Source organism: Methylovorus sp. MM2 (genome assembly GCF_001648895.1).
Lineage (GTDB): Bacteria > Pseudomonadota > Gammaproteobacteria > Burkholderiales > Methylophilaceae > MM1.
This window is the reverse complement of sequence record NZ_LXUF01000001.1, coordinates 1,577,170-1,596,144: the sequence shown is the minus strand read 5'-3', so window position 1 is coordinate 1,596,144 and position 18,975 is coordinate 1,577,170. Positions and strand designations below refer to the sequence as shown.

Annotated in this window: 19 protein-coding genes; 10 read left to right on the top strand and 9 right to left on the bottom strand. The window is 46.6% G+C overall.

Translation table 11 applies throughout. The features are described 5' to 3' along the window. Nucleotides 1–6 precede the first annotated feature (6 nt). Complete coding sequence (locus A7981_RS07525) at nucleotides 7–1,023, bottom strand: MoxR family ATPase (protein WP_067266254.1); 1,017 nt, start codon at nucleotides 1,021–1,023, stop codon at nucleotides 7–9. 192 nt (nucleotides 1,024–1,215) lie between these two features. On the opposite strand from A7981_RS07525, the gene fabA reads away from it, so the two are divergent. Then, complete coding sequence (gene fabA, locus A7981_RS07520) at nucleotides 1,216–1,731, top strand: 3-hydroxyacyl-[acyl-carrier-protein] dehydratase FabA (protein ID WP_067266252.1); 516 nt, start codon at nucleotides 1,216–1,218, stop codon at nucleotides 1,729–1,731. Nucleotides 1,732–1,801: 70 nt separating this feature from the next. Beyond that, nucleotides 1,802–3,028, top strand: a complete 1,227-nt coding sequence (gene fabB, locus A7981_RS07515) for a beta-ketoacyl-ACP synthase I (protein ID WP_067266250.1) — start codon at nucleotides 1,802–1,804, stop codon at nucleotides 3,026–3,028. On the opposite strand, the gene A7981_RS07510 is transcribed toward fabB, so the two are convergent. Next, nucleotides 3,025–3,417: an Mth938-like domain-containing protein gene (locus A7981_RS07510; protein WP_067266247.1), complete on the bottom strand. Its 393-nt coding sequence runs from the start codon at nucleotides 3,415–3,417 to the stop codon at nucleotides 3,025–3,027. The genes fabB and A7981_RS07510 overlap by 4 nt on opposite strands. 189 nt (nucleotides 3,418–3,606) lie before the next feature. Between A7981_RS07510 and A7981_RS07505 the strand changes: the two genes are divergently transcribed. From A7981_RS07505 to A7981_RS07485, 5 genes are all read left to right on the top strand, one after another. Then, nucleotides 3,607–4,839 carry a pyridoxal phosphate-dependent aminotransferase gene (locus A7981_RS07505; RefSeq protein ID WP_067266245.1) on the top strand — a complete coding sequence of 411 codons (1,233 nt, stop codon included), beginning with the start codon at nucleotides 3,607–3,609 and terminating at the stop codon, nucleotides 4,837–4,839. A gap of 24 nt (nucleotides 4,840–4,863) precedes the next feature. Beyond that, complete coding sequence (locus A7981_RS07500; protein WP_067266244.1) at nucleotides 4,864–6,177, top strand: homoserine dehydrogenase; 1,314 nt, start codon at nucleotides 4,864–4,866, stop codon at nucleotides 6,175–6,177. A gap of 3 nt (nucleotides 6,178–6,180) precedes the next feature. Further along, nucleotides 6,181–7,611 (top strand): threonine synthase, encoded by a 1,431-nt coding sequence (thrC, locus tag A7981_RS07495; protein WP_067266243.1) that lies wholly within the window; start codon nucleotides 6,181–6,183, stop codon nucleotides 7,609–7,611. 12 nt (nucleotides 7,612–7,623) lie between these two features. Further along, the gene (locus tag A7981_RS07490) at nucleotides 7,624–8,418 is read left to right on the top strand and encodes a thymidylate synthase (RefSeq protein ID WP_067266242.1); all 795 of its coding nucleotides are present in this window, start codon (nucleotides 7,624–7,626) and stop codon (nucleotides 8,416–8,418) included. Between the two features lie 206 nt (nucleotides 8,419–8,624). Continuing rightward, the gene (locus A7981_RS07485; RefSeq protein WP_067266233.1) at nucleotides 8,625–9,146 is read left to right on the top strand and encodes a PepSY domain-containing protein; all 522 of its coding nucleotides are present in this window, start codon (nucleotides 8,625–8,627) and stop codon (nucleotides 9,144–9,146) included. 130 nt (nucleotides 9,147–9,276) lie between these two features. On the opposite strand, the gene arsB is transcribed toward A7981_RS07485, so the two are convergent. Continuing rightward, a complete protein-coding gene (gene arsB, locus A7981_RS07480; RefSeq protein ID WP_067266228.1) occupies nucleotides 9,277–10,320 on the bottom strand; it encodes an ACR3 family arsenite efflux transporter in 1,044 nt (347 codons plus the stop codon). Nucleotides 10,321–10,375: 55 nt separating this feature from the next. On the opposite strand from arsB, the gene A7981_RS07475 reads away from it, so the two are divergent. Together A7981_RS07475 and A7981_RS07470 are read left to right on the top strand one after the other, a co-directional pair. Beyond that, nucleotides 10,376–10,705, top strand: a complete 330-nt coding sequence (locus A7981_RS07475; RefSeq protein WP_067266224.1) for a helix-turn-helix transcriptional regulator — start codon at nucleotides 10,376–10,378, stop codon at nucleotides 10,703–10,705. A 101-nt stretch (nucleotides 10,706–10,806) separates the two neighbouring features. Further along, nucleotides 10,807–11,310 carry an arsenate reductase ArsC gene (locus A7981_RS07470; RefSeq protein ID WP_067266221.1) on the top strand — a complete coding sequence of 168 codons (504 nt, stop codon included), beginning with the start codon at nucleotides 10,807–10,809 and terminating at the stop codon, nucleotides 11,308–11,310. A gap of 66 nt (nucleotides 11,311–11,376) precedes the next feature. On the opposite strand, the gene A7981_RS07465 is transcribed toward A7981_RS07470, so the two are convergent. The 5 genes from A7981_RS07465 to A7981_RS07445 form a co-directional block, all read right to left on the bottom strand. Beyond that, nucleotides 11,377–11,802: a hypothetical protein gene (locus tag A7981_RS07465; protein ID WP_067266219.1), complete on the bottom strand. Its 426-nt coding sequence runs from the start codon at nucleotides 11,800–11,802 to the stop codon at nucleotides 11,377–11,379. Nucleotides 11,803–11,921: 119 nt separating this feature from the next. Continuing rightward, nucleotides 11,922–12,455 carry a BON domain-containing protein gene (locus tag A7981_RS07460; protein ID WP_067266215.1) on the bottom strand — a complete coding sequence of 178 codons (534 nt, stop codon included), beginning with the start codon at nucleotides 12,453–12,455 and terminating at the stop codon, nucleotides 11,922–11,924. A 202-nt stretch (nucleotides 12,456–12,657) separates the two neighbouring features. Further along, entirely contained in the window at nucleotides 12,658–14,022 is a 1,365-nt protein-coding gene (locus tag A7981_RS07455; RefSeq protein WP_067266705.1) for a sigma 54-interacting transcriptional regulator, read from the bottom strand. Between the two features lie 5 nt (nucleotides 14,023–14,027). Then, complete coding sequence (locus A7981_RS07450) at nucleotides 14,028–14,594, bottom strand: hypothetical protein (RefSeq protein WP_067266212.1); 567 nt, start codon at nucleotides 14,592–14,594, stop codon at nucleotides 14,028–14,030. After that, complete coding sequence (locus A7981_RS07445) at nucleotides 14,591–16,036, bottom strand: HAMP domain-containing sensor histidine kinase (RefSeq protein ID WP_067266209.1); 1,446 nt, start codon at nucleotides 16,034–16,036, stop codon at nucleotides 14,591–14,593. The genes A7981_RS07450 and A7981_RS07445 overlap by 4 nt, the downstream gene beginning before the upstream one ends. 48 nt (nucleotides 16,037–16,084) lie before the next feature. On the opposite strand from A7981_RS07445, the gene A7981_RS07440 reads away from it, so the two are divergent. Continuing rightward, nucleotides 16,085–16,576 (top strand): dihydrofolate reductase, encoded by a 492-nt coding sequence (locus tag A7981_RS07440; RefSeq protein WP_067266702.1) that lies wholly within the window; start codon nucleotides 16,085–16,087, stop codon nucleotides 16,574–16,576. Nucleotides 16,577–16,593: 17 nt separating this feature from the next. Here A7981_RS07440 and A7981_RS07435 read toward each other — a convergent pair whose 3' ends face one another. Next, nucleotides 16,594–18,834: an arginine/lysine/ornithine decarboxylase gene (locus tag A7981_RS07435; RefSeq protein ID WP_067266206.1), complete on the bottom strand. Its 2,241-nt coding sequence runs from the start codon at nucleotides 18,832–18,834 to the stop codon at nucleotides 16,594–16,596. Between the last annotated feature and the right edge of the window lie 141 nt (nucleotides 18,835–18,975).

Below are 18,975 nucleotides of genomic sequence, written 5' to 3'. Positions count from 1 at the left end.
TAGCATTTAAGGCGCTGAGATAGCGTTGATGATCTTGCTTAATAACTCACGTGCAATCTCTGTTCGGCGCATCTCGTAGACAGGGCTGAATACCAGCCTGTGTGCGATAGTTTCATAGAATACTGCATGGATATCTTCAGGCACGACTGCATCACGGCCATTCAGCCATGCATTCACCCGTGCGGCACGCATCATCATCGCCATGCCGCGTGGGCTGGCACCTGCCACTACCAGTCGGTTGATGTCCACACCTTGAATCTGTATGCCATATTTTGCAGGGTTCTTGGTCGCAAGCCATAAGTCCAACGCATAACGCCTGAGTGTTGCGCTTGCCTGAACGGTTTGCTGAATAACCTCGGCAAAACTGTTGAGTTGGTCGAACTGAAGAACATCTTGAGATACTTGCTCGACGAGCTTATCTACATTATGGAAGCGTGTATCAAAGATCAGTGACTCCATGATGTTTTCATCGCTAGGGACGAAAATAGGAATCTCCATCATGAAGCGGTCACGTGCTGCGGAAGGAATCTCGAAAGTCTCCTCTTTTTCCACTTGGTTACGGTCAGCAAAGACCAGCATATGCGGAAATTCATGTTCCGTATTGAAGGCGGATAAGGTACGTTCAGCCATCACGCGCAATAGTAAAGAATGGACTTGTGGGCGTGCACGGTTGATTTCGTTAAAAAAGAAAACGGATAGATTCTTTCCTTGTGAAAGCAGCGGCCCCGGACTTACGTGTGGGCGACCGTCTTCGCCTAAGTAGGTGTGATAGACCAAATCATTCGGCATCAGGTCGATCGTGCCTTCAATCCGCTGATAGCCGCCACCTATGCCGCGCGTGAAAGCACGGAGCAGGGTGGTCTTGCCAACGCCAACATCACCTTCAAGCAATACGTGCCCGCGTGCAAAAATAGCGGTCGTGATTAAACGGATAGGGGTTTGCTGCCCGACGACTACCTTATTGACTTCAGATTCAAGTTTTAGCGCATGCGTGCGCCAGTCGGCCAACTGATGGTCGCTCATTGATATATTCCATAGTAAATATTAATGTTTATAGTTGTTAACAAATTGTAACAACCTTGTTTTTTTTAGTAAACAATTCTTATATCTTATTCAATAATTAAGCTTTAAACGACTTAGGGCTTTTGTTAAAAAGCATTTCAGGCGAAAATAGCGGTTAATTTATTCGGGTGTGTCCCATAAAGTAAAAACTAAATGCAAAAACAAAATAGCTTTACCTATGAAGAACTTCTGTCCTGTGGACGTGGGGAAATGTTTGGCGCAGGCAATGCACAACTGCCGTTGCCACCGATGCTAATGTTCGATCGTATCGTCTCTATTACTGAAGATGGCGGTAAATACGGACATGGGCAGATCACTGCAGAGTTGGATCTTAATCCAGACTTATGGTTCTTTAAATGTCATTTTGAAGGCGATCCAGTGATGCCAGGTTGTTTAGGTCTTGATGCCATGTGGCAATTGGTCGGATTCTATCTTGGCTGGATGGGTGGCCCAGGCCGGGGTCGTGCACTTGGTGCAGGTGAAGTAAAATTTAGTGGACAAGTCTTGCCAACTGGTAAAATGCTGACTTATAAGATCGATTTGAAGCGTGTGATCATGCGTAAGCTTGTAATGGGCATTGCTGATGCCCATATGGAGATAGATGGACGCGAAATCTATGCGGCCAATGATTTACGTGTTGGCTTATTTACACGTACCGATAACTTCTAAATCTTGATCAGGTGGATAATGCCTGACATAAAAGTAGTGTTGAATACATTATAAATTTTGAGGAGCACGCATGCGTCGTGTCGTTGTAACCGGGATGGGGATCGTTTCCAGTCTCGGAAATAATAAATCTGAAGTGCTGGATAGTCTGCGTGAAGGCCGTTCTGGTATTAGTTTCCAGCAGGAATACGCTGACCACGGGTTGCGCTCGCATGTTGCAGGTTCTGTGAATTTGAACGTGCAGGAACTGATAGACCGCAAACTGATGCGCTTTATGGCCAAGGGTCATGCCTATGCGTGGATCGCTCTGCAAGAAGCGATTGGCGATGCCGGGTTGGGCGAAGATCTGGTCTCGAATGTGCGTACCGGTATTATTGTCGGTGGTGGTGGCCCTTCGACCGAAAGTATCGAAGAAAGTAACCGAGTGCTTGCCGAGAAAGGCATCCGCCGTGTTGGTCCCTATATGGTCACCAAAGCAATGTGTAGTGGTATTGTGGCTACTCTGGCTACTGGTGCAAAGATTAAGGGTGTTAACTACAGTATCAGTTCTGCTTGTTCAACGAGTGCGCATTGTATCGGTGCTGGTGTCGAGCAGATTCAGCTTGGCAAGCAGGATATCGTGTTTGCCGGAGGTGGCGAAGAAGAGCATTGGAGCTTGTCCTACCTGTTCGACGCCATGGGTGCGATGTCTAGCAAATATAACGATACGCCTGATAAAGCATCACGTACCTACGATGCTGATCGCGATGGTTTTGTGATTTCTGGCGGTGGCGGTATCTTGGTACTTGAAGAGTATGAGCATGCCAAGGCGCGTGGCGCTAAGATCTATGCAGAAGTCGTTGGTTACGGTGCGACTTCAGATGGTTATGATATGGTTGCTCCAAGTGGAGAGGGTGCCGTGCGTTGCATGCAGCTTGCTTTGCAAGGCATTAGCGATGTCGATTACATCAATACCCATGGTACCAGCACGCCAGTGGGCGATACGAAAGAGCTTGAAGCGATTCGTGAAGTCTTTGGTGATGGTGCGTATGGCAAGGTACCTGCGATTGCTTCGACCAAGTCTTTATCTGGCCATGCGCTGGGTGCAGCTGGAGTGAATGAGGCCATCTACACGCTGATGATGATGGAGAATGACTTTATCGCTGCGTCTGCCAACATCGAAACATTAGACCCTGCCGCAGAAGGTTTGCCTATCGTGCAGAAACGTATCGATCAAGCCAATGTGCAGACTGCATTGTCCAACAGCTTCGGATTTGGTGGCACCAATGCAACATTGGTGTTCTCGCGTAAAGGTCTCTAGTCGTTTATATCTTTAGTTGCGTATAGCAGTAAGGCCGCAGCTACATTGCGGCCTTCTGCCATCAATATGTTGTAAGTTCTGCAAGCCGCTGCCGTATCCATGCACTCTATGCCTATGCCTGATTCTGTCAGTGCGCGACTGAGTTTTGGGTGTATGAATCGATGAGTTTTTCCCGTGCCAAGTAAAACAACCTCTGGTTTTAGTTCGGCTAGTTGTACAAAAGCGGCTTCAGATAAATCATCAAAACTCCCAATCGCCCAGTCTGCCTTGACGGCTTCTGGCATCACGATCATGTTCTCTGTATAGCGAATATGGTTCACTTCGACCCAGCCTTCGCCATAGCCTGTGATTAACTGGTTGCCTGCCGCTTGTGTAAGGTGAAGTTTCATTTGCTGGGTGTTGTAAACAATATGTTATCAGTGAAGTCTTAAATTGCTTGTACAGCCTGTGTCAATGTAAAATAGCATATTTTTCCGGCTTGGTTTTGAATTCAGTTCGACTGAATAGCCATCCGATATAAATGCTTTATAAGACATTATTTTAGGTAATGCTTAATTTTACGTAATTCTTAGGCGATTATGGATCCCATACTTAAATCTACCAAGCTCAATAACGTTTGCTACGATATTCGTGGCCCGGTATTGGCGCGTGCGCGGCAGATGGAAGAAGAAGGGCACCGCATCATCAAGCTGAATATCGGTAATCCAGCGCCATTCGGCTTTGCAGCACCCGAAGAGATTCTGCAAGATGTCATTCTCAATATGGATCAGGCATCGGGCTATACCGATTCCAAAGGTTTGTTTGCTGCCCGAAAAGCCATCATGCATTACACGCAGCAGAAGAATATCGCGGGTGTAACGATAGATGACATCATCATCGGCAATGGTGTTTCCGAGTTGATCGTGATGGCGATGCAAGCGCTATTGAATAATGGCGACCAGATATTAGTACCGATGCCGGATTATCCTTTATGGACTGCTGCGGTGACACTGGCTGGCGGTGCGCCGAGGCATTACCGTTGTAATGAAGAGGATGGCTGGCTACCTGACTTGGAAGACATGGAGGCTAAGATCACTGCGAACACACGCGGTATCGTGCTGATCAACCCAAATAATCCGACAGGCGCGCTTTATCCAGCCGATTTTCTGGAAAAAGTCATTGAGATCGCACGCCATCATAAGCTCATCATTTTCGCTGATGAGATCTACGACAAAGTGCTTTATGATGAAAATATCCATACATCAGTTGCCTCGTTGGCTGATGATGTGCTGTTCGTCACATTCAATGGTTTATCCAAAAATTATCGTACCTGCGGTTACCGTGCTGGCTGGCTAGTGGTCTCAGGTGAGAAGCGTCACGCAACGGATTATATTGAAGGCCTGAATATGCTCGCCTCGATGCGTCTGTGTGCCAATGTGCCAGGTCAGTTGGCGATTCAGACTGCATTAGGCGGCTACCAAAGCATCAATGATCTGGTGGCGCCAACGGGTCGGCTATGCAAGCAACGGGATCTTGCTTATGAGTTATTAACGGCGATTCCTGGAGTGACCTGTACAAAGCCAGCCGCTGCGATGTATCTATTCCCCAAGCTCGACCCTAAGGTCTACCCCATTGAGGATGATCAGCAGTTCATCCTTGATTTGCTACTTGAGGAAAAAGTATTGCTTGTGCAAGGTAGCGGCTTCAACTGGAAGTCCTCAGATCATTTCCGTGTCGTGTTTCTACCGAATGTGGATGACCTCACTGAAGCGATCAAGCGTATTGCCCGTTTTCTTGAGAATTATCGTAAGCGTCATGGCGCTGCGAGTTAAAGTTTATTGAAAGTGATAGAACGCATGAAACCGTTGAATGTAGGTCTATTGGGTATCGGCACCGTTGGTGGCGGCACATTTACTGTTCTTAAGCGTAATCAGGATGAGATCGCGCGCCGTGCTGGCCGTGCGATCAATATCGTAAAAGTCGCTGACCGTGATCTTGAGCGTGCACGCCAAATCACTGGCGGCAACATTGCGTTGACCGATGATGCGTTCGACGTCGTGAATGATCCGAATGTCGATGTGGTTGTCGAGCTGATTGGCGGATACACATTAGCAAAAGAACTGGTGCTAAAAGCGATCGAGAATGGCAAGCATGTCGTGACTGCTAACAAAGCCTTACTGGCAGTACATGGTAATGAGATTTTTGCAGCAGCTGAGAAAAAGGGTGTGATCGTTGCCTATGAAGCTGCAGTCGCTGGCGGTATCCCTATCATTAAAGCGCTACGAGAAGGTTTAAGTGCTAATCGCATCGAATGGATCGCTGGCATCATCAATGGCACAACCAATTTTATTCTCACTGAAATGCGTGAAAAAGGTCTGGATTTCGCTGATGTGTTGAAAGAAGCGCAGCGGTTGGGTTATGCAGAAGCTGACCCGACTTTTGACGTGGAAGGCATTGATGCCGCACATAAGCTCACTATCATGGCAGCTATTGGCTTTGGCATGCCTATGCAGTTCGATAAAGCCTACACCGAGGGCATATCCAATCTGCAAGGTGAAGACATACGCTATGCTGAAGAACTTGGCTACGGCGTTAAGTTGTTAGGCATTAGCAAACGAACAGATAAAGGTGTTGAGTTACGCGTACATCCAACGCTTATCCCGGAAAAACGCTTGATCGCAAATGTGAATGGCGCGATGAATGCTGTGGTGGTTAAAGGGGATGCAGTTGGCCCAACGCTTTATTACGGCGCTGGTGCTGGTGCTGAACCAACAGCAAGTGCTGTAGTTGCCGATCTTGTTGATGTATCGCGTGCCCAGTTGATCGATGCGGCACAACGCGTTCCGATGCTTGCATTCCAATCGAGCGAATTAGCTACATTAGCTATATTGCCAATCCGTGAAATCAATAGTGCCTATTATCTGCGCCTGCGCGCTTTGGATAAACCGGGCGTCTTGGCTGAAGTCACTAAAGTGCTGGCTGACCGGGCTATCTCAATCGATGCGATGATGCAAAAAGAACCTGCAGATGGTGAAGATGCTGCGGATATCATCATCCTGACGCATATCACAATAGAAAAGAATATGGATGCGGCAATTGCCGAGATCGAAGCTTTATCTGCTATCTCAGGCAAAGTGACGCGTCTGCGTATGGAAGAATTAGGCCGTTAACCTATGAAATATATCAGTACCCGCGGGCAATCGCCTGCATTGAGTTTCAGCGAGATACTCCTTGGCGGACTAGCTCCTGATGGCGGTCTGTATATGCCAGAGGCTTATCCCCACTTCGATGACGCTGATTTAAATGCGATGCGCGGCATGAACTACCGTGATCTTGCATTTACGATCCTTTCGCGCTTGATCGATGATATCCCTGCGAGCGACCTGCGCACTATCGTAGACAAAACGTATCGTGCAGAGGTCTATGCCTATGCGCGTGATGAGCAGAGCGCTGAAGATATTACGCCAACCCTTAAGCTTGAAGATAATCTTTACTTATTGTCGCTTTCTAATGGCCCAACGCTTGCGTTCAAAGATATCGCCATGCAGTTGTTAGGCAATCTTTTTGAGTATGTGCTGGCTAAAGAGGGGCAAGAAACCAACATTCTCGGTGCTACCTCTGGTGACACGGGATCTGCTGCTGAATATGCGATGCGTGGCAAAAAAGGTGTGCGTGTATTCATGTTGTCCCCACATAAAAAGATGAGCCGTTTTCAGACAGCGCAGATGTTCTCTTTGCAAGATGAGAACATCTTTAATATTGCTATTAACGGTGTGTTTGATGATTGCCAGGATATAGTCAAAGCGGTATCAAATGATCTTGCATTCAAGGCGCAAAGCAAGATCGGTGCAGTCAATTCTATCAATTGGGCGCGCGTTGTTGCACAAGTGGTGTACTACTTTAAGGGTTATTTTGCTGTAACCAAGACCAATGCTGAGCAAGTGAGCTTCTCAGTGCCTTCGGGTAATTTTGGTAATGTATGCGCGGGCCATGTCGCGCGTATGATGGGGTTGCCTATCAAAAAGCTATTGGTCGCAACCAATGAGAACGATGTATTGGATGAGTTCTTTAGAACAGGTATCTATCGTCCTCGCGGGTCTGCCAATACATACCATACATCCAGCCCATCAATGGACATCTCCAAAGCGTCTAATTTCGAACGCTTTGTTTTCGATCTGGTTGGTCGTAATACAGAAAAAGTGCGTCAGTTATGGAGCAAGGTCGATGTCGGCGGTGCTTTCGACCTGAATGAAGAGGGCTATTTTGATAAAGTCGCTGGTTATGGCTTTATTTCCGGCAGTAGCAATCATGCAAATCGCATGCAGACGATACGTAATACGTTTGACCATTATGGGGTCACTATCGATACCCATACCGCCGACGGTTTGAAGGTTGCATTAGAGCACCGTGAAGCGGATGTGCCGATGCTGGTGCTAGAAACTGCATTACCAGCCAAGTTTGAAGAGGCTATTGTTGAAGCGCTTGGGCAAAACCCAGAACGCCCAGCAAGCTTGCACGGGCTTGACGCGCTGCCGCAAAGATTTGAAGTGATGGAAGCAGATATCGATTCCATCAAACAATACATTACCCAACACATTCGCTAGGAGCTCGTCTGAATGAAGGTCTACCATGATTTGATGCGCCACGTGCTGGAACACGGACATAAAAAGGAAGACCGCACTGGTACAGGTACTTTATCGGTATTTGGTTATCAAATGCGCTTTGATTTGGCAGAAGGCTTCCCCCTGCTGACGACTAAAAAAGTGCACTTAAAATCCATCATTCATGAGTTGCTCTGGTTTTTGCAGGGCAGTACCAATATCGCTTATCTGAAAGAAAATGGCGTTTCTATCTGGGATGAGTGGGCTGACGATAAAGGTAATCTTGGCCCTGTCTATGGTTACCAATGGCGCAATTGGCCAAAGCCTAACGGTGAGTCTATCGACCAGATCACGCAAGTAGTGAATATGATCAAGCGCAACCCGGATTCACGTCGCCTCATCGTTTCTGCCTGGAACGTTGCCGATGTCGATCAGATGAAATTACCGCCTTGCCATGCATTTTTCCAATTCTATGTAGCTGATGGCAAGCTTTCCTGCCAGCTTTATCAGCGTAGCGCAGATATCTTTTTGGGCGTGCCATTCAATATCGCTTCTTACGCATTGCTTACTATGATGGTTGCCCAGGTCTGTGGGCTAGGTCTTGGGGATTTTGTGCATACATTAGGTGATGCACATATCTACTTAAACCATCTGGAACAGACCAAAGAGCAACTTTCACGTGACACGCGCGCGTTACCTGTCATGCGCATTAATCCTGAAGTGAAGGACATATTTAGCTTTAAATATGAAGATTTTGTGCTTGAAGGGTACGAGCCCCATCCCCCTATAAAAGCACCTGTCGCAGTCTAATCTCTATTTTATTAGCGAAAGTGGCTGAAAACAGCCATTTCTCTATAAAAATCATTAACTTAAGTGTTTTAAAACTTCGCCTGTCGTATTAAAATACCCTAGAGGTGGAGTATTTATATCGACCTTAATCATAAAAAGCGGGCAAAAAGCTTGCAGTATTTACTTGACCAACAAGAGTAATACTTTTAACTATCTATGGAGCAATCATGAAAAAACTATCAATAGGTGTCTGCCTACTATCCACGGTATTTGCCGCGCATACGGCTATCGCTGGTGAATTCCCTAAAACTAAAGTTGGCCTTGAAGTTTGCGTTGCTGCGGCACTGAAAGAAAAGGCCGGCGAGATTGTTAAGCTGGAACTTAAGCTTGAGAAAAAAGTGCCAGTCTATGAGTTCGATATCAACTCACCTGATGGTACAGAGTGGGATGTTGAGTGCAACGCATTGACAGGTAAGATCGTTGAAGTTGAGCAGGAAGTTGCCAGCGCTGATCATCCATTGTTCAAAGCCAAGGCAAAAGTCAGTGAAGCCGATGCCCGTAAAACAGCGTTAGCTGCTTACCTAGGTGAGATCATTGAAGTCGAGTATGAGATTGAGGCTGATGGTGCTGCTACGTATGAGTTCGATATCAAAGGTAAAGATGGTAAAGAGATTAAGGTTGAAGTTGATGCGGCTAGCGGCAAGATCGTAGAAGCGCATCCTGAAGTGTTCCAAATCGGTAAAGAGTAATCTATTTTAAACGGTATAAAACGACAAACGCCCCTCGGGGCATTTGTCGTTTTTGCTGGTTATAAATGACGTTACCCTTATAAGATGAAGCCTTCACCTTCATGTGTTGCAACCGCTCGATAAATGCTCATCATCCAGCCTCATACCACTGCTTAGTTTTATTGATAATTGATACGACTGAAAGCATCACAGGTACTTCCACCAACACGCCAACCACGGTTGATAGTGCCGCACCTGAATTCAAACCGAATATGCCGATAGCGGTTGCTACTGCCAGTTCAAAGAAATTACTTGCGCCAATCAATGCCGATGGCCCAGCGATACAATGCGCGACCCCTAGCTTGCGATTAAGCCAGTAAGCTAACCCTGAGTTGAGATATACCTGAAAGAGGATGGGTATAGAAAGCAAAGCGATCACAGAGGGTTGATTGACGATCTGTTGACCTTGAAACCCAAATAAGAGAATTAAGGTGATCAATAATGCCAGAATGGATATTGGCTGAATGACTTCTGCTTTCAATACGCGTGGTATTTTAAGTGGATCACGCATGAGTACTTTTTTAATGAGCTGGCTGAAAAAAATGGGCACGATCAAATAGAGCAATACTGATATCAGTAGCGTGTCCCATGGGATTGTAATCGAGGCTATCCCCAACAGAAGTGCGACGATAGGGGCAAAAGCAACGAGCATGATGATGTCATTCAATGCGACTTGGCTCAGGGTGAAGTTGGCATCACCATCGCATAGACCGCTCCATACAAATACCATGGCGGTACATGGTGCAGCGGCGAGAATGATCAGCCCAGCAATATAAGCGTCGATTTGCTCGGGCGGCAGGTAGTCAGCAAACAATATCTTAATAAAAACCCAAGCAAATAAAGCCATCGAAAACGGCTTTACCGCCCAGTTAATGAATAAAGTAACCCCGATATCTTTCCAGTGTTGCCTGACATTGGTGACGGCATTGAAGTCGATTTTAAGCAGCATCGGGATAATCATTAACCATATCAATATTGCGACAGGCAGATTAACGCCTGCTACCTGCAATGCTCCCAATTGCTGGAATATTTCCGGCAAAACCTTTCCTAAGCCAATGCCGATGACGATACATAAAAGCACCCACAGGGTGAGGTAGCGTTCAAAAAAACTGATTCCATTGACTGCTTTACCCATAAGATTCTCTAAAAATTCATTTGACAGGCGCTTATATTTCCATAAATATAGAAATATGGAAAGAAAAATCGTGATCGCAGCTTTAGATGCCCTGGCTCAAGAGACCAGATTAGATATATTTCGCCTATTGGTTCAGGCGGGCGAGGCAGGTATGCCTGCGGGGATGCTAGGTGAGAGTCTAGGCGTACCGAATGCAACCCTGTCATTTCACCTGCAGCAATTGAAGTACGCAGGGCTAGCTGATACCAAGCGAAAAGGTACCACCATCATCTACTCGGCGAATTACAGTACGATGAATGGATTAATCGGCTATCTCACAGAAAACTGCTGTCAGGGCAATACTGAAGAGTGCCCGCCTGCTAACAATTGTTGCGCCACAAAATAACCTTGATATCTCATTAAAAGCCGTCAGGGTTTTGAAATAAAACCAGCTTCTAATAGTAGTTGCTGCGCACCCTAATGAATAAAACTGATTGAGGAAACATCATGGAACAAAAGATCTATAACGTACTATTTCTCTGCACTGGTAACTCGGCACGCAGCATCATGGCTGAAAAACTGATGGAACACTGGGGTAAGGGTAAATTCAAGGCATATAGCGCTGGTAGTTATCCTAGTGGGCAGGTCAATCCATTTGCTATCCAGACATTGGCAGCTAGAGGGTTGTCTACAGAAGGTTTACGCAGTAAAAGTTGGGACGAGTTTGCGGTTGCAGGCGCACCTCATCTCGATTTCGTATTTACGGTCTGCGATAATGCCGCCGGCGAAGTCTGCCCTATCTGGCCTGGTCAACCAATGACTGCACACTGGGGGGTGGAAGATCCTGCTGCGATAGAAGGAACGGATCAAGAAAAGCTGGGCGGCTTCCGCAAGATATGTGGTTATCTTGAAAACCGTATCAAGATGTTTGTGTCATTGCCGATTGAAAAGCTGGATCACATTAAACTCAAAGATGAACTCGATGCTATTGGTTTGTCCAAGTATGAGTAAAAAAAAGAGCGAACCTTTTCGGGGAGAAAAAGGCTCGCTTAAGGGGAGGGGAGATGCAGCGTATTACTAAGCGTTGATGCGTTGATTGCTAGATAGTTTGATTTGGTCACCTACGGTATGTTGAGGCTGTTTATTTTGGGTAACAGTACGATGGCTACCATCCTCCATCCGTACCTGTATCACGTATAAGGGGCTTGGCTGCTCATTGTTATCGGCTTCCTGCTCTACGCTTTTGATTGAAATGATCGTGCCGCATGTAGTGCACAGATCACTTTGATCATTTACACCATTACCCAGATTTTTGCTATCTAATAGCGCAATACTATTTTCTGCAAAATTTTGCGCAAGTACCTGCGTTTGCGGCTTTGTCGAAGGTCCTGAAGGGATCAGGCCAGTGATAGCGGCGCTACCCAATAGGCTGAATATGGTGAGTGACGTTGCAGCCACTAAGACCATGGGGTGTGTTTTTCGTATAGCGTTACTGGTTGTCATCATATTCTCCTTTATTGAATAACCTTAAGCACTTGTGCTGCTGCCGGCGCGCTTACTAATGCCGCAAAAAATGTCATACATACTCTGCTACATAAAAACAAACAACGATATTGCATTCACTACGAACCTTTAACTAATAATCCATTTTTCACTGATTGCACACCCTCGACGCCTGATGCGATCTCAAGTGCACGTCTCAGCTGTTGGGTGTTGTCTACAAAGCCACTTAGAATAACTTGGCCCTCATGCGTTTCAACGCTGATATTCAGGCTCTTTATTCCGCTATCTTTTACCAGTTCTGCTTTTACTTTTGCTGTGACTTTGCTATCTACAATAAAACTATCCAGCTGTTTTTGCTGACTAGCGCTTTTATAAGTGTTGTATTCATCTATGGCCAGCAGCCCATCATTATTGATATCCGCTTTATCGAAGTGTTCAACAAGGTCGCGATCCGCTGCAATCTCTTCCACATTCAGTTGCTTGTCATGGTTTAGATCCATCTTATCGAATTCATTTTGTATGGTTGTCTGTGTAGCCCCATCTGATGGGCTCACAGCAGCAGCTTGCAAACTGGCACACGCACACAAAACTGCCGCCACTGTGACTAGTCGGCGGAGACTTAAGTGTGTATGTACCTCTAGTATATTTTTCATTCTTCTTCCCCTCACTCAAGCGAGTTACACAAGAGTAATGGCAAGCATCATGCCAACTATAAATAGTTATTTATAATCAATTGCTTAGATAATTTATTGTGAGGTGTGGCAGATGGAGATATGTCTCCGTATGGAGACATATCTGAGGGGTTATTTATAACTAATTGATTATTAAAATTAATTTATGTCTCTAAATGCAGACTTAATTGGCTGTATTGTCATCTTTAAACAACGCAGGCGTCAGGTGATGTCTTTGTAGTAGCTTATAGAACTCTGTACGGTTACGTTGTGCCAGACGCGCTGCTTGGGTCACGCCGCCATTGGTTGCTTTAAGTAGTTTGATCAAGTAATCCCGCTCAAAATTCTTACGCGCTGTTTCAAAAGGCACAATACCGCCGATATCATCATGCAGGGCTTTTTGTACTAACGAGGCTGGCACCAAGGCCGTGGTAGATAGCACAACGGTCTGCTCGACGATGTTTTGCAATTGCCTCACATTGCCAGGCCAAGGCGCTGCGATCAGTAGTTCTAAAGCTTCTGGTGCAAAGCCATTGATGTTCTTTTGATATTTCTCATTCAGCGTTTGCAAGAAATTATTCGCCAGCAATGAGATATCTTCGCGTCTATCTGCAAGCGATGGGATGGCAAGAGAAACAACATTGATACGGTAATATAGATCTTCGCGGAAGCGGCTGGCCTTCATCTCATCTGCGAGATTTCTGTGCGTTGCCGAGATGATGCGAACATCAATCGGGATGTTTGTATTGGCACCCACTGGGCGAATAACGCGCTCTTGCAATGCTCTGAGAAGTTTTACCTGTAGAGCAAGGGGCATGTCGCCGATCTCGTCAAGAAACAGCGTACCACCGTCAGCTGTCTGAAATAAGCCTTTGTTTTCACGAATGGCCCCGGTAAATGCCCCTTTGCTATGTCCAAATAGTTCTGATTCTAATAATGCTTCTGGAATCGCCCCGCAATTGATCGCCACGAAAGGGCGCTTGCCGCGTGGACTGGCTTTGTGGATAGCACGTGCCAGCAACTCCTTACCTGTACCACTTTCTCCCTGGATCAATACACTGGCATCCGATACCGCCATCAGTTTTGCCTGCCCCAGCAGGTTTTCCATTTGCGGGCTATGCGTGACGATATTAGCGCGCCAATCTTGATTTTCTCTGCTTGCGTTGGGGGTGCCCGATGTTGTCCTGAGGGCCGCTTCCACCTGTTGCAGTAGCGATTTACTATCGAATGGCTTGGTTAAAAAACCAAATACCCCACGTTGTGTGGCGTCCACCGCTTCGGGTATCGAACCATGTGCTGTCAGCAGAATAACGGGGAGGGCCGGGTCTTTTTTGTGGATAGCATCGAAAAGTGCCATGCCATCCATCCCTGGCATACGTAAATCACTAATGACAAGTGCGGGGCGATTGACCGCAATTTGCCCGAGTGCCTCTTCTGCATTGCTTGCCGTGGCAACCGGGTAGCCAGCGGCTTTAAGGCGCATTCCCAATAATTTCAGGATGTCCGGGTCATCATCAACGGCAAGTATCTTTTGTGTTTCAAAATTCATCGAGCTCATTTAGCTTGCCCTACATCACGGTCTATCATCGTTTTTTCTATGCTTTTTAAATCGTCCAGTTTCTTTTGCGAAACATCCAGTTTTTGCTGAGCGGCGTCTATCTTTTGCTGCAGTGCATCTGCGCGTCTTTGGTCATCCCGTGCTTTACTTGCTAACTTGCTGTTTTCAATTGAAAAGTCGCGCAATAAGATAAACAGGTTCTTTTGTTGTAGGTTAATGGATTTTGTATTGATTAGATCATCAAGCAAGAGTTGCGCCTTGTTGTTATCCCTGAGACGGCTGCCGGGTATGGTGTAGATGATCGCGCTCTTCGCACGCAAGGTGAGGTTGCCCTTGTCCTGCGCTAAAAGCTGGTTAGTTTGAGCGAGTTCCTTTTTCTGAGCATCGGCTGCAAGCGTAGGGAATGTATTGATATATTGAAGCAAATCCTCATTAATGGTTGTCGCAGACGCGGCTAGCGCAACGGGTTCATTTTGTGCTGGAGTATGCTTGACCATGGTATTGCACGCGCTGAGAAAGAAAAGGGGAATCATGCTTAATATCAGGTAGGTTTTCTTCATCATGATGGCTCCAGATCAATCGGTTTAAGCGGTAAGCGTACGCTAAAGTGCGCACCTTGTTCTGATGGCAGCAGCGTGATCTCGCCGCCGTGAGCATCTACATATTCCTTGGCGATCGATAAGCCTAAGCCGCTACCGCTGACAAGACTTTCATAAACGCCATTACCACGGTAGAAGGGGTCGAATAACTTTGCTTTATCCGCAGCCATCACGCCGGGACCGCCATCGTGAATCTCGAATACTGTAGATTCATCCACTGTCATTATCCTGATGGTGATTTTACCGAATGGTGGCGTATATTTAATGGCATTGGAAATCAGGTTATCGAATACATTATGCAGTTTATCGGTATCGCCTATCATGGCGCCGTCATGGAATTCCTGTTTGATCTCGATATGCTTGCCAGACAAGGTCAATGCATAGTCGGCCAAAATACTTTTGGTGAGGGGGATCAGTTTCACGATTTCCAATCGCAATTGCGGCTTCTGGAACTGCACTGCCGTGTAGTTCAGTAGATTCTCTATCATCTTCTGTAAGCGCAGGCTACTTTCTCGCAGTATCGAGGCGATTTCTTTTTGCTGTGGGCTTAGTGATCCACCAACTTCATCATTCAGTAATTCACTCGCTTCGCGAATTGCGGTCAAGGGTGTTTTTAACTCATGCGAAACATGCCGCAAGAATCGTTGCTTTTGCTGCTCAAGCTCTTCAAGCTGCGCGCGCAGCCAATCGAGACGCTCTCCCAGACTATGCAGATCACCTGGGCCATCTATACTTATCGGCTCATGATAATCCCCCTCACCTAATCGTCTGATCGCTGCATCCATACGCCTGATGGGCTGTGCGACAAGGTAGGTGATAACAGCCGCTACCAGCAAAGCAACTGGCAAAAGGGTCAAGGTCTGAAATATCAACATCTTTTGCGTGAGCTCAGATGTCTTAGCCAATGCGATAGCTGCTTGGTCGATCAGATTATTGTTTTCGGCGAGAATATTCTGCGCCTGACTGGATAAATCGATAAATCGGGAAATAGCCGCGTTGATCGTTTGTGGCTCAGGCGGATGCGAAACAATATCGTCATAGAGCGACGTTTCTTTTTTGCGTAGGTCTTGCAGATTCGCATGCTGGCTTTCAATGACGGAAAGTTTCTCCAGCTCTTTAATGGCCATGCCAAACTGGGTATGGGCATGAGTAAAGTTCTCCAGCAATTGGTTATCATGCAGTACAAAAAACTGCCTTGCACTGCGCTCCATGAGCGTCAGTTGTTCAACGAGTGATTTGCTGGAGCGGGTTGCCTGCACCGATTGGTTGACCGTACTCAGGCTTTGTTCGGCCAAGCGATCAAGATATAACGCCGCATTACCGAATGCAAAAAGCAAAGGTAGCATTGCCAGTGTGAAACCTAGCAACAGCAATTTTAAAAATGATTTTGGGTATGCAATACGCAAGCTTTAACCTTTAGCCAATAATGATTTTAGCCAAGTATAATAATGGCTATGTCTTCACTTTCATTAATCGTTGCTATCGCCCACAATCGGGTCATCGGTGCAAATAATACGTTGCCATGGCATTTGCCGGAAGACTTAAAACGCTTTCGCGCATTAACCATGGGACACCATATTATCATGGGTAGAAAAACCTATGATTCGCTGAATCGCCTCTTGCCTGGCCGCACCACCGTCATCGTTACACGAAATCCTGAATATAAGGTCGCTGGTGCTTTGATTGCAGATTCCCTGCAAAGTGCCATTGATCAGTCGATAAACGACGATGAGGTATTTCTGATCGGTGGGGCAGAGCTCTTCAAGGACGGCTTGGGTTTAGCCGATAAGCTATATCTTACAGAGATCGATGCAACGTTCGATGGTGATGTCTTCCTACCAGCCTTTGATTTAGCTGACTGGCAGGAAGTATCTCGTGAATCGCATACAAGCGAGAACGGTTTAAAGTTCTCGTATGTGAATTACCAAAGAATTACAACTAATTAACCGTACAGTCAGACAAATTATTCCGCTACACAATCGACGTAATAATGTGATTTTCCATCGACAACCTGTTTAACCAAGCCGTGGATATCTGTTTCAAATCCCGGGAATTTCTCATTGAACTCGCGTGCGAATTTAAGATAAGTCACGATGATCGAGTTGAATTGCTCGCCTGGAATCAATAAGGGAATGCCGGGCGGGTAAGGGGTAAGCAATACAGCGGTTACACGACCTTCAAGCTCATCGATCAGTACGCGGTCGATCTTGCGATGCGCCATGCGCGCAAACGCATCTGTAGGCTTCATCGCAGGGATCATGTCGGAAAGATACATCTCAGTCGTCAGGCGTGCGACATCATTGGCTTTGTAAATGCTGTGGATTTGCTTGCAAAGTTCTTGCAGACCCATGCGCTCATAGCGTGGATGTTTGACGACAAATTCTGGCAAAACTTTCCATAAAGGCTGGTTCTTGTCGTAATCGTCCTTGAACTGCTGCAAGGCGGCGACCATCGTGTTCCAACGGCCTTTAGTGATGCCGATGGTGAACATGATGAAGAACGAATAAAGCCCGGTCTTTTCGACGATAACACCATGCTCAGCCAGATATTTGGTCACAATGGCGGCGGGTATGCCGAACTCATCAGAGAACTCGCCATGAATATCAAGCCCTGGGGTAATAATGGTGGCCTTGATCGGGTCTAGCATATTGAAGCCTTCAGCCAGATTACCGAAGCCGTGCCAATCTTCACCAGCCTTCAGCATCCACGATGAGCGTTCTTCTATGCCTTCTTCTGTCAGGTCATCTGGCCCCCAGACTTTGAACCACCAATCGGCGCCCCATTCTTCGTCTACCTTGCGCATGGCACGGCGGAAATCGAGTGCTTCCATAATGGATTCTTCCACCAGTGCGGTACCACCTGGCGCTTCCATCATAGCGGCTGCTACATCGCAACTGGCGATGATGGAGTATTGCGGGCTGGTTGATGTATGCATCAAATAGGCTTCATTGAATACATCACGGTCGAGATTATTATTTTCGGCATCCTGCACGAGAATCTGCGAAGCTTGGCTCAAGCCAGCAAGCAATTTATGTGTGGATTGTGTCGAGAACACCATGGATTCTTTGCAGCGCGGGCGATCTGCGCCGATGGCATGGTAGTCGCCATAGAAATCATGGAAGGTCGCATGTGGCAGCCAGGCTTCATCGAAATGCAAGGTATCGATCTTGCCATCCAGCATCTCTTTGATTTCTTCCACGTTGTATAGCACGCCATCGTAGGTTGATTGCGTGATCGTCAATACGCGTGGCTTTGCATTCTTGTCTGAGGCAAACGGGTTGCGTGCGATCTTTTTCTGGATGTTCTCCCAAGCGAATTCTTCTTTAGGAATAGGCCCGATGATGCCAAAGTGATTACGCGTTGGCATCAGAAAAACAGGGATTGCTCCCGTCATGATGATCGAGTGCAGCACAGATTTGTGGCAATTACGATCAACCACGACGATATCGCCTGGTGCTACGGTAGAGTTCCAGACGATCTTGTTGGATGTGGATGTGCCATTGGTCACGAAATACAAATGGTCGCAATTGTAAATACGGGCGGCATTGCGCTCTGATGCGGCGACAGGGCCTGTATGGTCCAGTAGTTGCCCAAGTTCATCTACGGCATTACAGACATCGGCACGCAGCATATTCTCACCAAAGAACTGATGGAACATCTGACCGACCGGTGATTTAAGAAATGCCACGCCACCTGAGTGACCAGGACAGTGCCATGAATAAGAGCCTTCTTCGGCATAATGTACCAGCGCACGGAAGAACGGAGGTGGCAGACTATCCAGATAGGTACGGGCTTCGCGCAAAATATAACGGGCGACGAATTCTGGCGTATCCTCATACATATGGATAAAACCATTCAGCTCGCGCAGAATCTCATTCGGGATATGGCGAGAAGTGCGTGTTTCACCATGCAGGAAAATCGGGATCTCCTCATTGCGATAGCGAATCTCGTCCACGAATTTACGCAGGTTTAACAGGGCTTCAGGTTTTTCCTCGATGAACTCTTCATCGTCAATCGATAGGATGAATGCCGATGCACGGCTTTGCTGCTGCGCGAACGAAGTGAGATCACCATAACTGGTGACACCTAGCACTTCAACTCCTTCATCTTCGATCGCTTTGGCTAATACACGAATGCCTAGACCAGAGGAGTTCTCGGAACGGAAATCTTCATCAATGATGACAACGGGAAATCTGAATTTCATAGAGGCCTCCTACAGGCTGCCTAAAATTATAAAAGGGGCGAAATATAGCACAATTTGTTTGTGCTACAACAACTTAATGTAAATTTCATGAAGACGGTTTATCAGCGATAAAAAGCCGCAAGGTGATGTTGAAAATCGGCA

What these genes read in the sequence shown, in the direction of transcription:
- A7981_RS07525 (WP_067266254.1), bottom strand. Translation starts at nt 1,023, where the DNA reads ATGAGCGACCATCAGTTGGCCGACTGGCGCACGCATGCGCTAAAACTT.
- fabA (WP_067266252.1), top strand. Translation starts at nt 1,216, where the DNA reads ATGCAAAAACAAAATAGCTTTACCTATGAAGAACTTCTGTCCTGTGGA.
- fabB (WP_067266250.1), top strand. Translation starts at nt 1,802, where the DNA reads ATGCGTCGTGTCGTTGTAACCGGGATGGGGATCGTTTCCAGTCTCGGA.
- A7981_RS07510 (WP_067266247.1), bottom strand. Translation starts at nt 3,417, where the DNA reads ATGAAACTTCACCTTACACAAGCGGCAGGCAACCAGTTAATCACAGGC.
- A7981_RS07505 (WP_067266245.1), top strand. Translation starts at nt 3,607, where the DNA reads ATGGATCCCATACTTAAATCTACCAAGCTCAATAACGTTTGCTACGAT.
- A7981_RS07500 (WP_067266244.1), top strand. Translation starts at nt 4,864, where the DNA reads ATGAAACCGTTGAATGTAGGTCTATTGGGTATCGGCACCGTTGGTGGC.
- thrC (WP_067266243.1), top strand. Translation starts at nt 6,181, where the DNA reads ATGAAATATATCAGTACCCGCGGGCAATCGCCTGCATTGAGTTTCAGC.
- A7981_RS07490 (WP_067266242.1), top strand. Translation starts at nt 7,624, where the DNA reads ATGAAGGTCTACCATGATTTGATGCGCCACGTGCTGGAACACGGACAT.
- A7981_RS07485 (WP_067266233.1), top strand. Translation starts at nt 8,625, where the DNA reads ATGAAAAAACTATCAATAGGTGTCTGCCTACTATCCACGGTATTTGCC.
- arsB (WP_067266228.1), bottom strand. Translation starts at nt 10,320, where the DNA reads ATGGGTAAAGCAGTCAATGGAATCAGTTTTTTTGAACGCTACCTCACC.
- A7981_RS07475 (WP_067266224.1), top strand. Translation starts at nt 10,376, where the DNA reads ATGGAAAGAAAAATCGTGATCGCAGCTTTAGATGCCCTGGCTCAAGAG.
- A7981_RS07470 (WP_067266221.1), top strand. Translation starts at nt 10,807, where the DNA reads ATGGAACAAAAGATCTATAACGTACTATTTCTCTGCACTGGTAACTCG.
- A7981_RS07465 (WP_067266219.1), bottom strand. Translation starts at nt 11,802, where the DNA reads ATGACAACCAGTAACGCTATACGAAAAACACACCCCATGGTCTTAGTG.
- A7981_RS07460 (WP_067266215.1), bottom strand. Translation starts at nt 12,455, where the DNA reads ATGAAAAATATACTAGAGGTACATACACACTTAAGTCTCCGCCGACTA.
- A7981_RS07455 (WP_067266705.1), bottom strand. Translation starts at nt 14,022, where the DNA reads ATGAATTTTGAAACACAAAAGATACTTGCCGTTGATGATGACCCGGAC.
- A7981_RS07450 (WP_067266212.1), bottom strand. Translation starts at nt 14,594, where the DNA reads ATGATGAAGAAAACCTACCTGATATTAAGCATGATTCCCCTTTTCTTT.
- A7981_RS07440 (WP_067266702.1), top strand. Translation starts at nt 16,085, where the DNA reads ATGTCTTCACTTTCATTAATCGTTGCTATCGCCCACAATCGGGTCATC.
- A7981_RS07435 (WP_067266206.1), bottom strand. Translation starts at nt 18,834, where the DNA reads ATGAAATTCAGATTTCCCGTTGTCATCATTGATGAAGATTTCCGTTCC.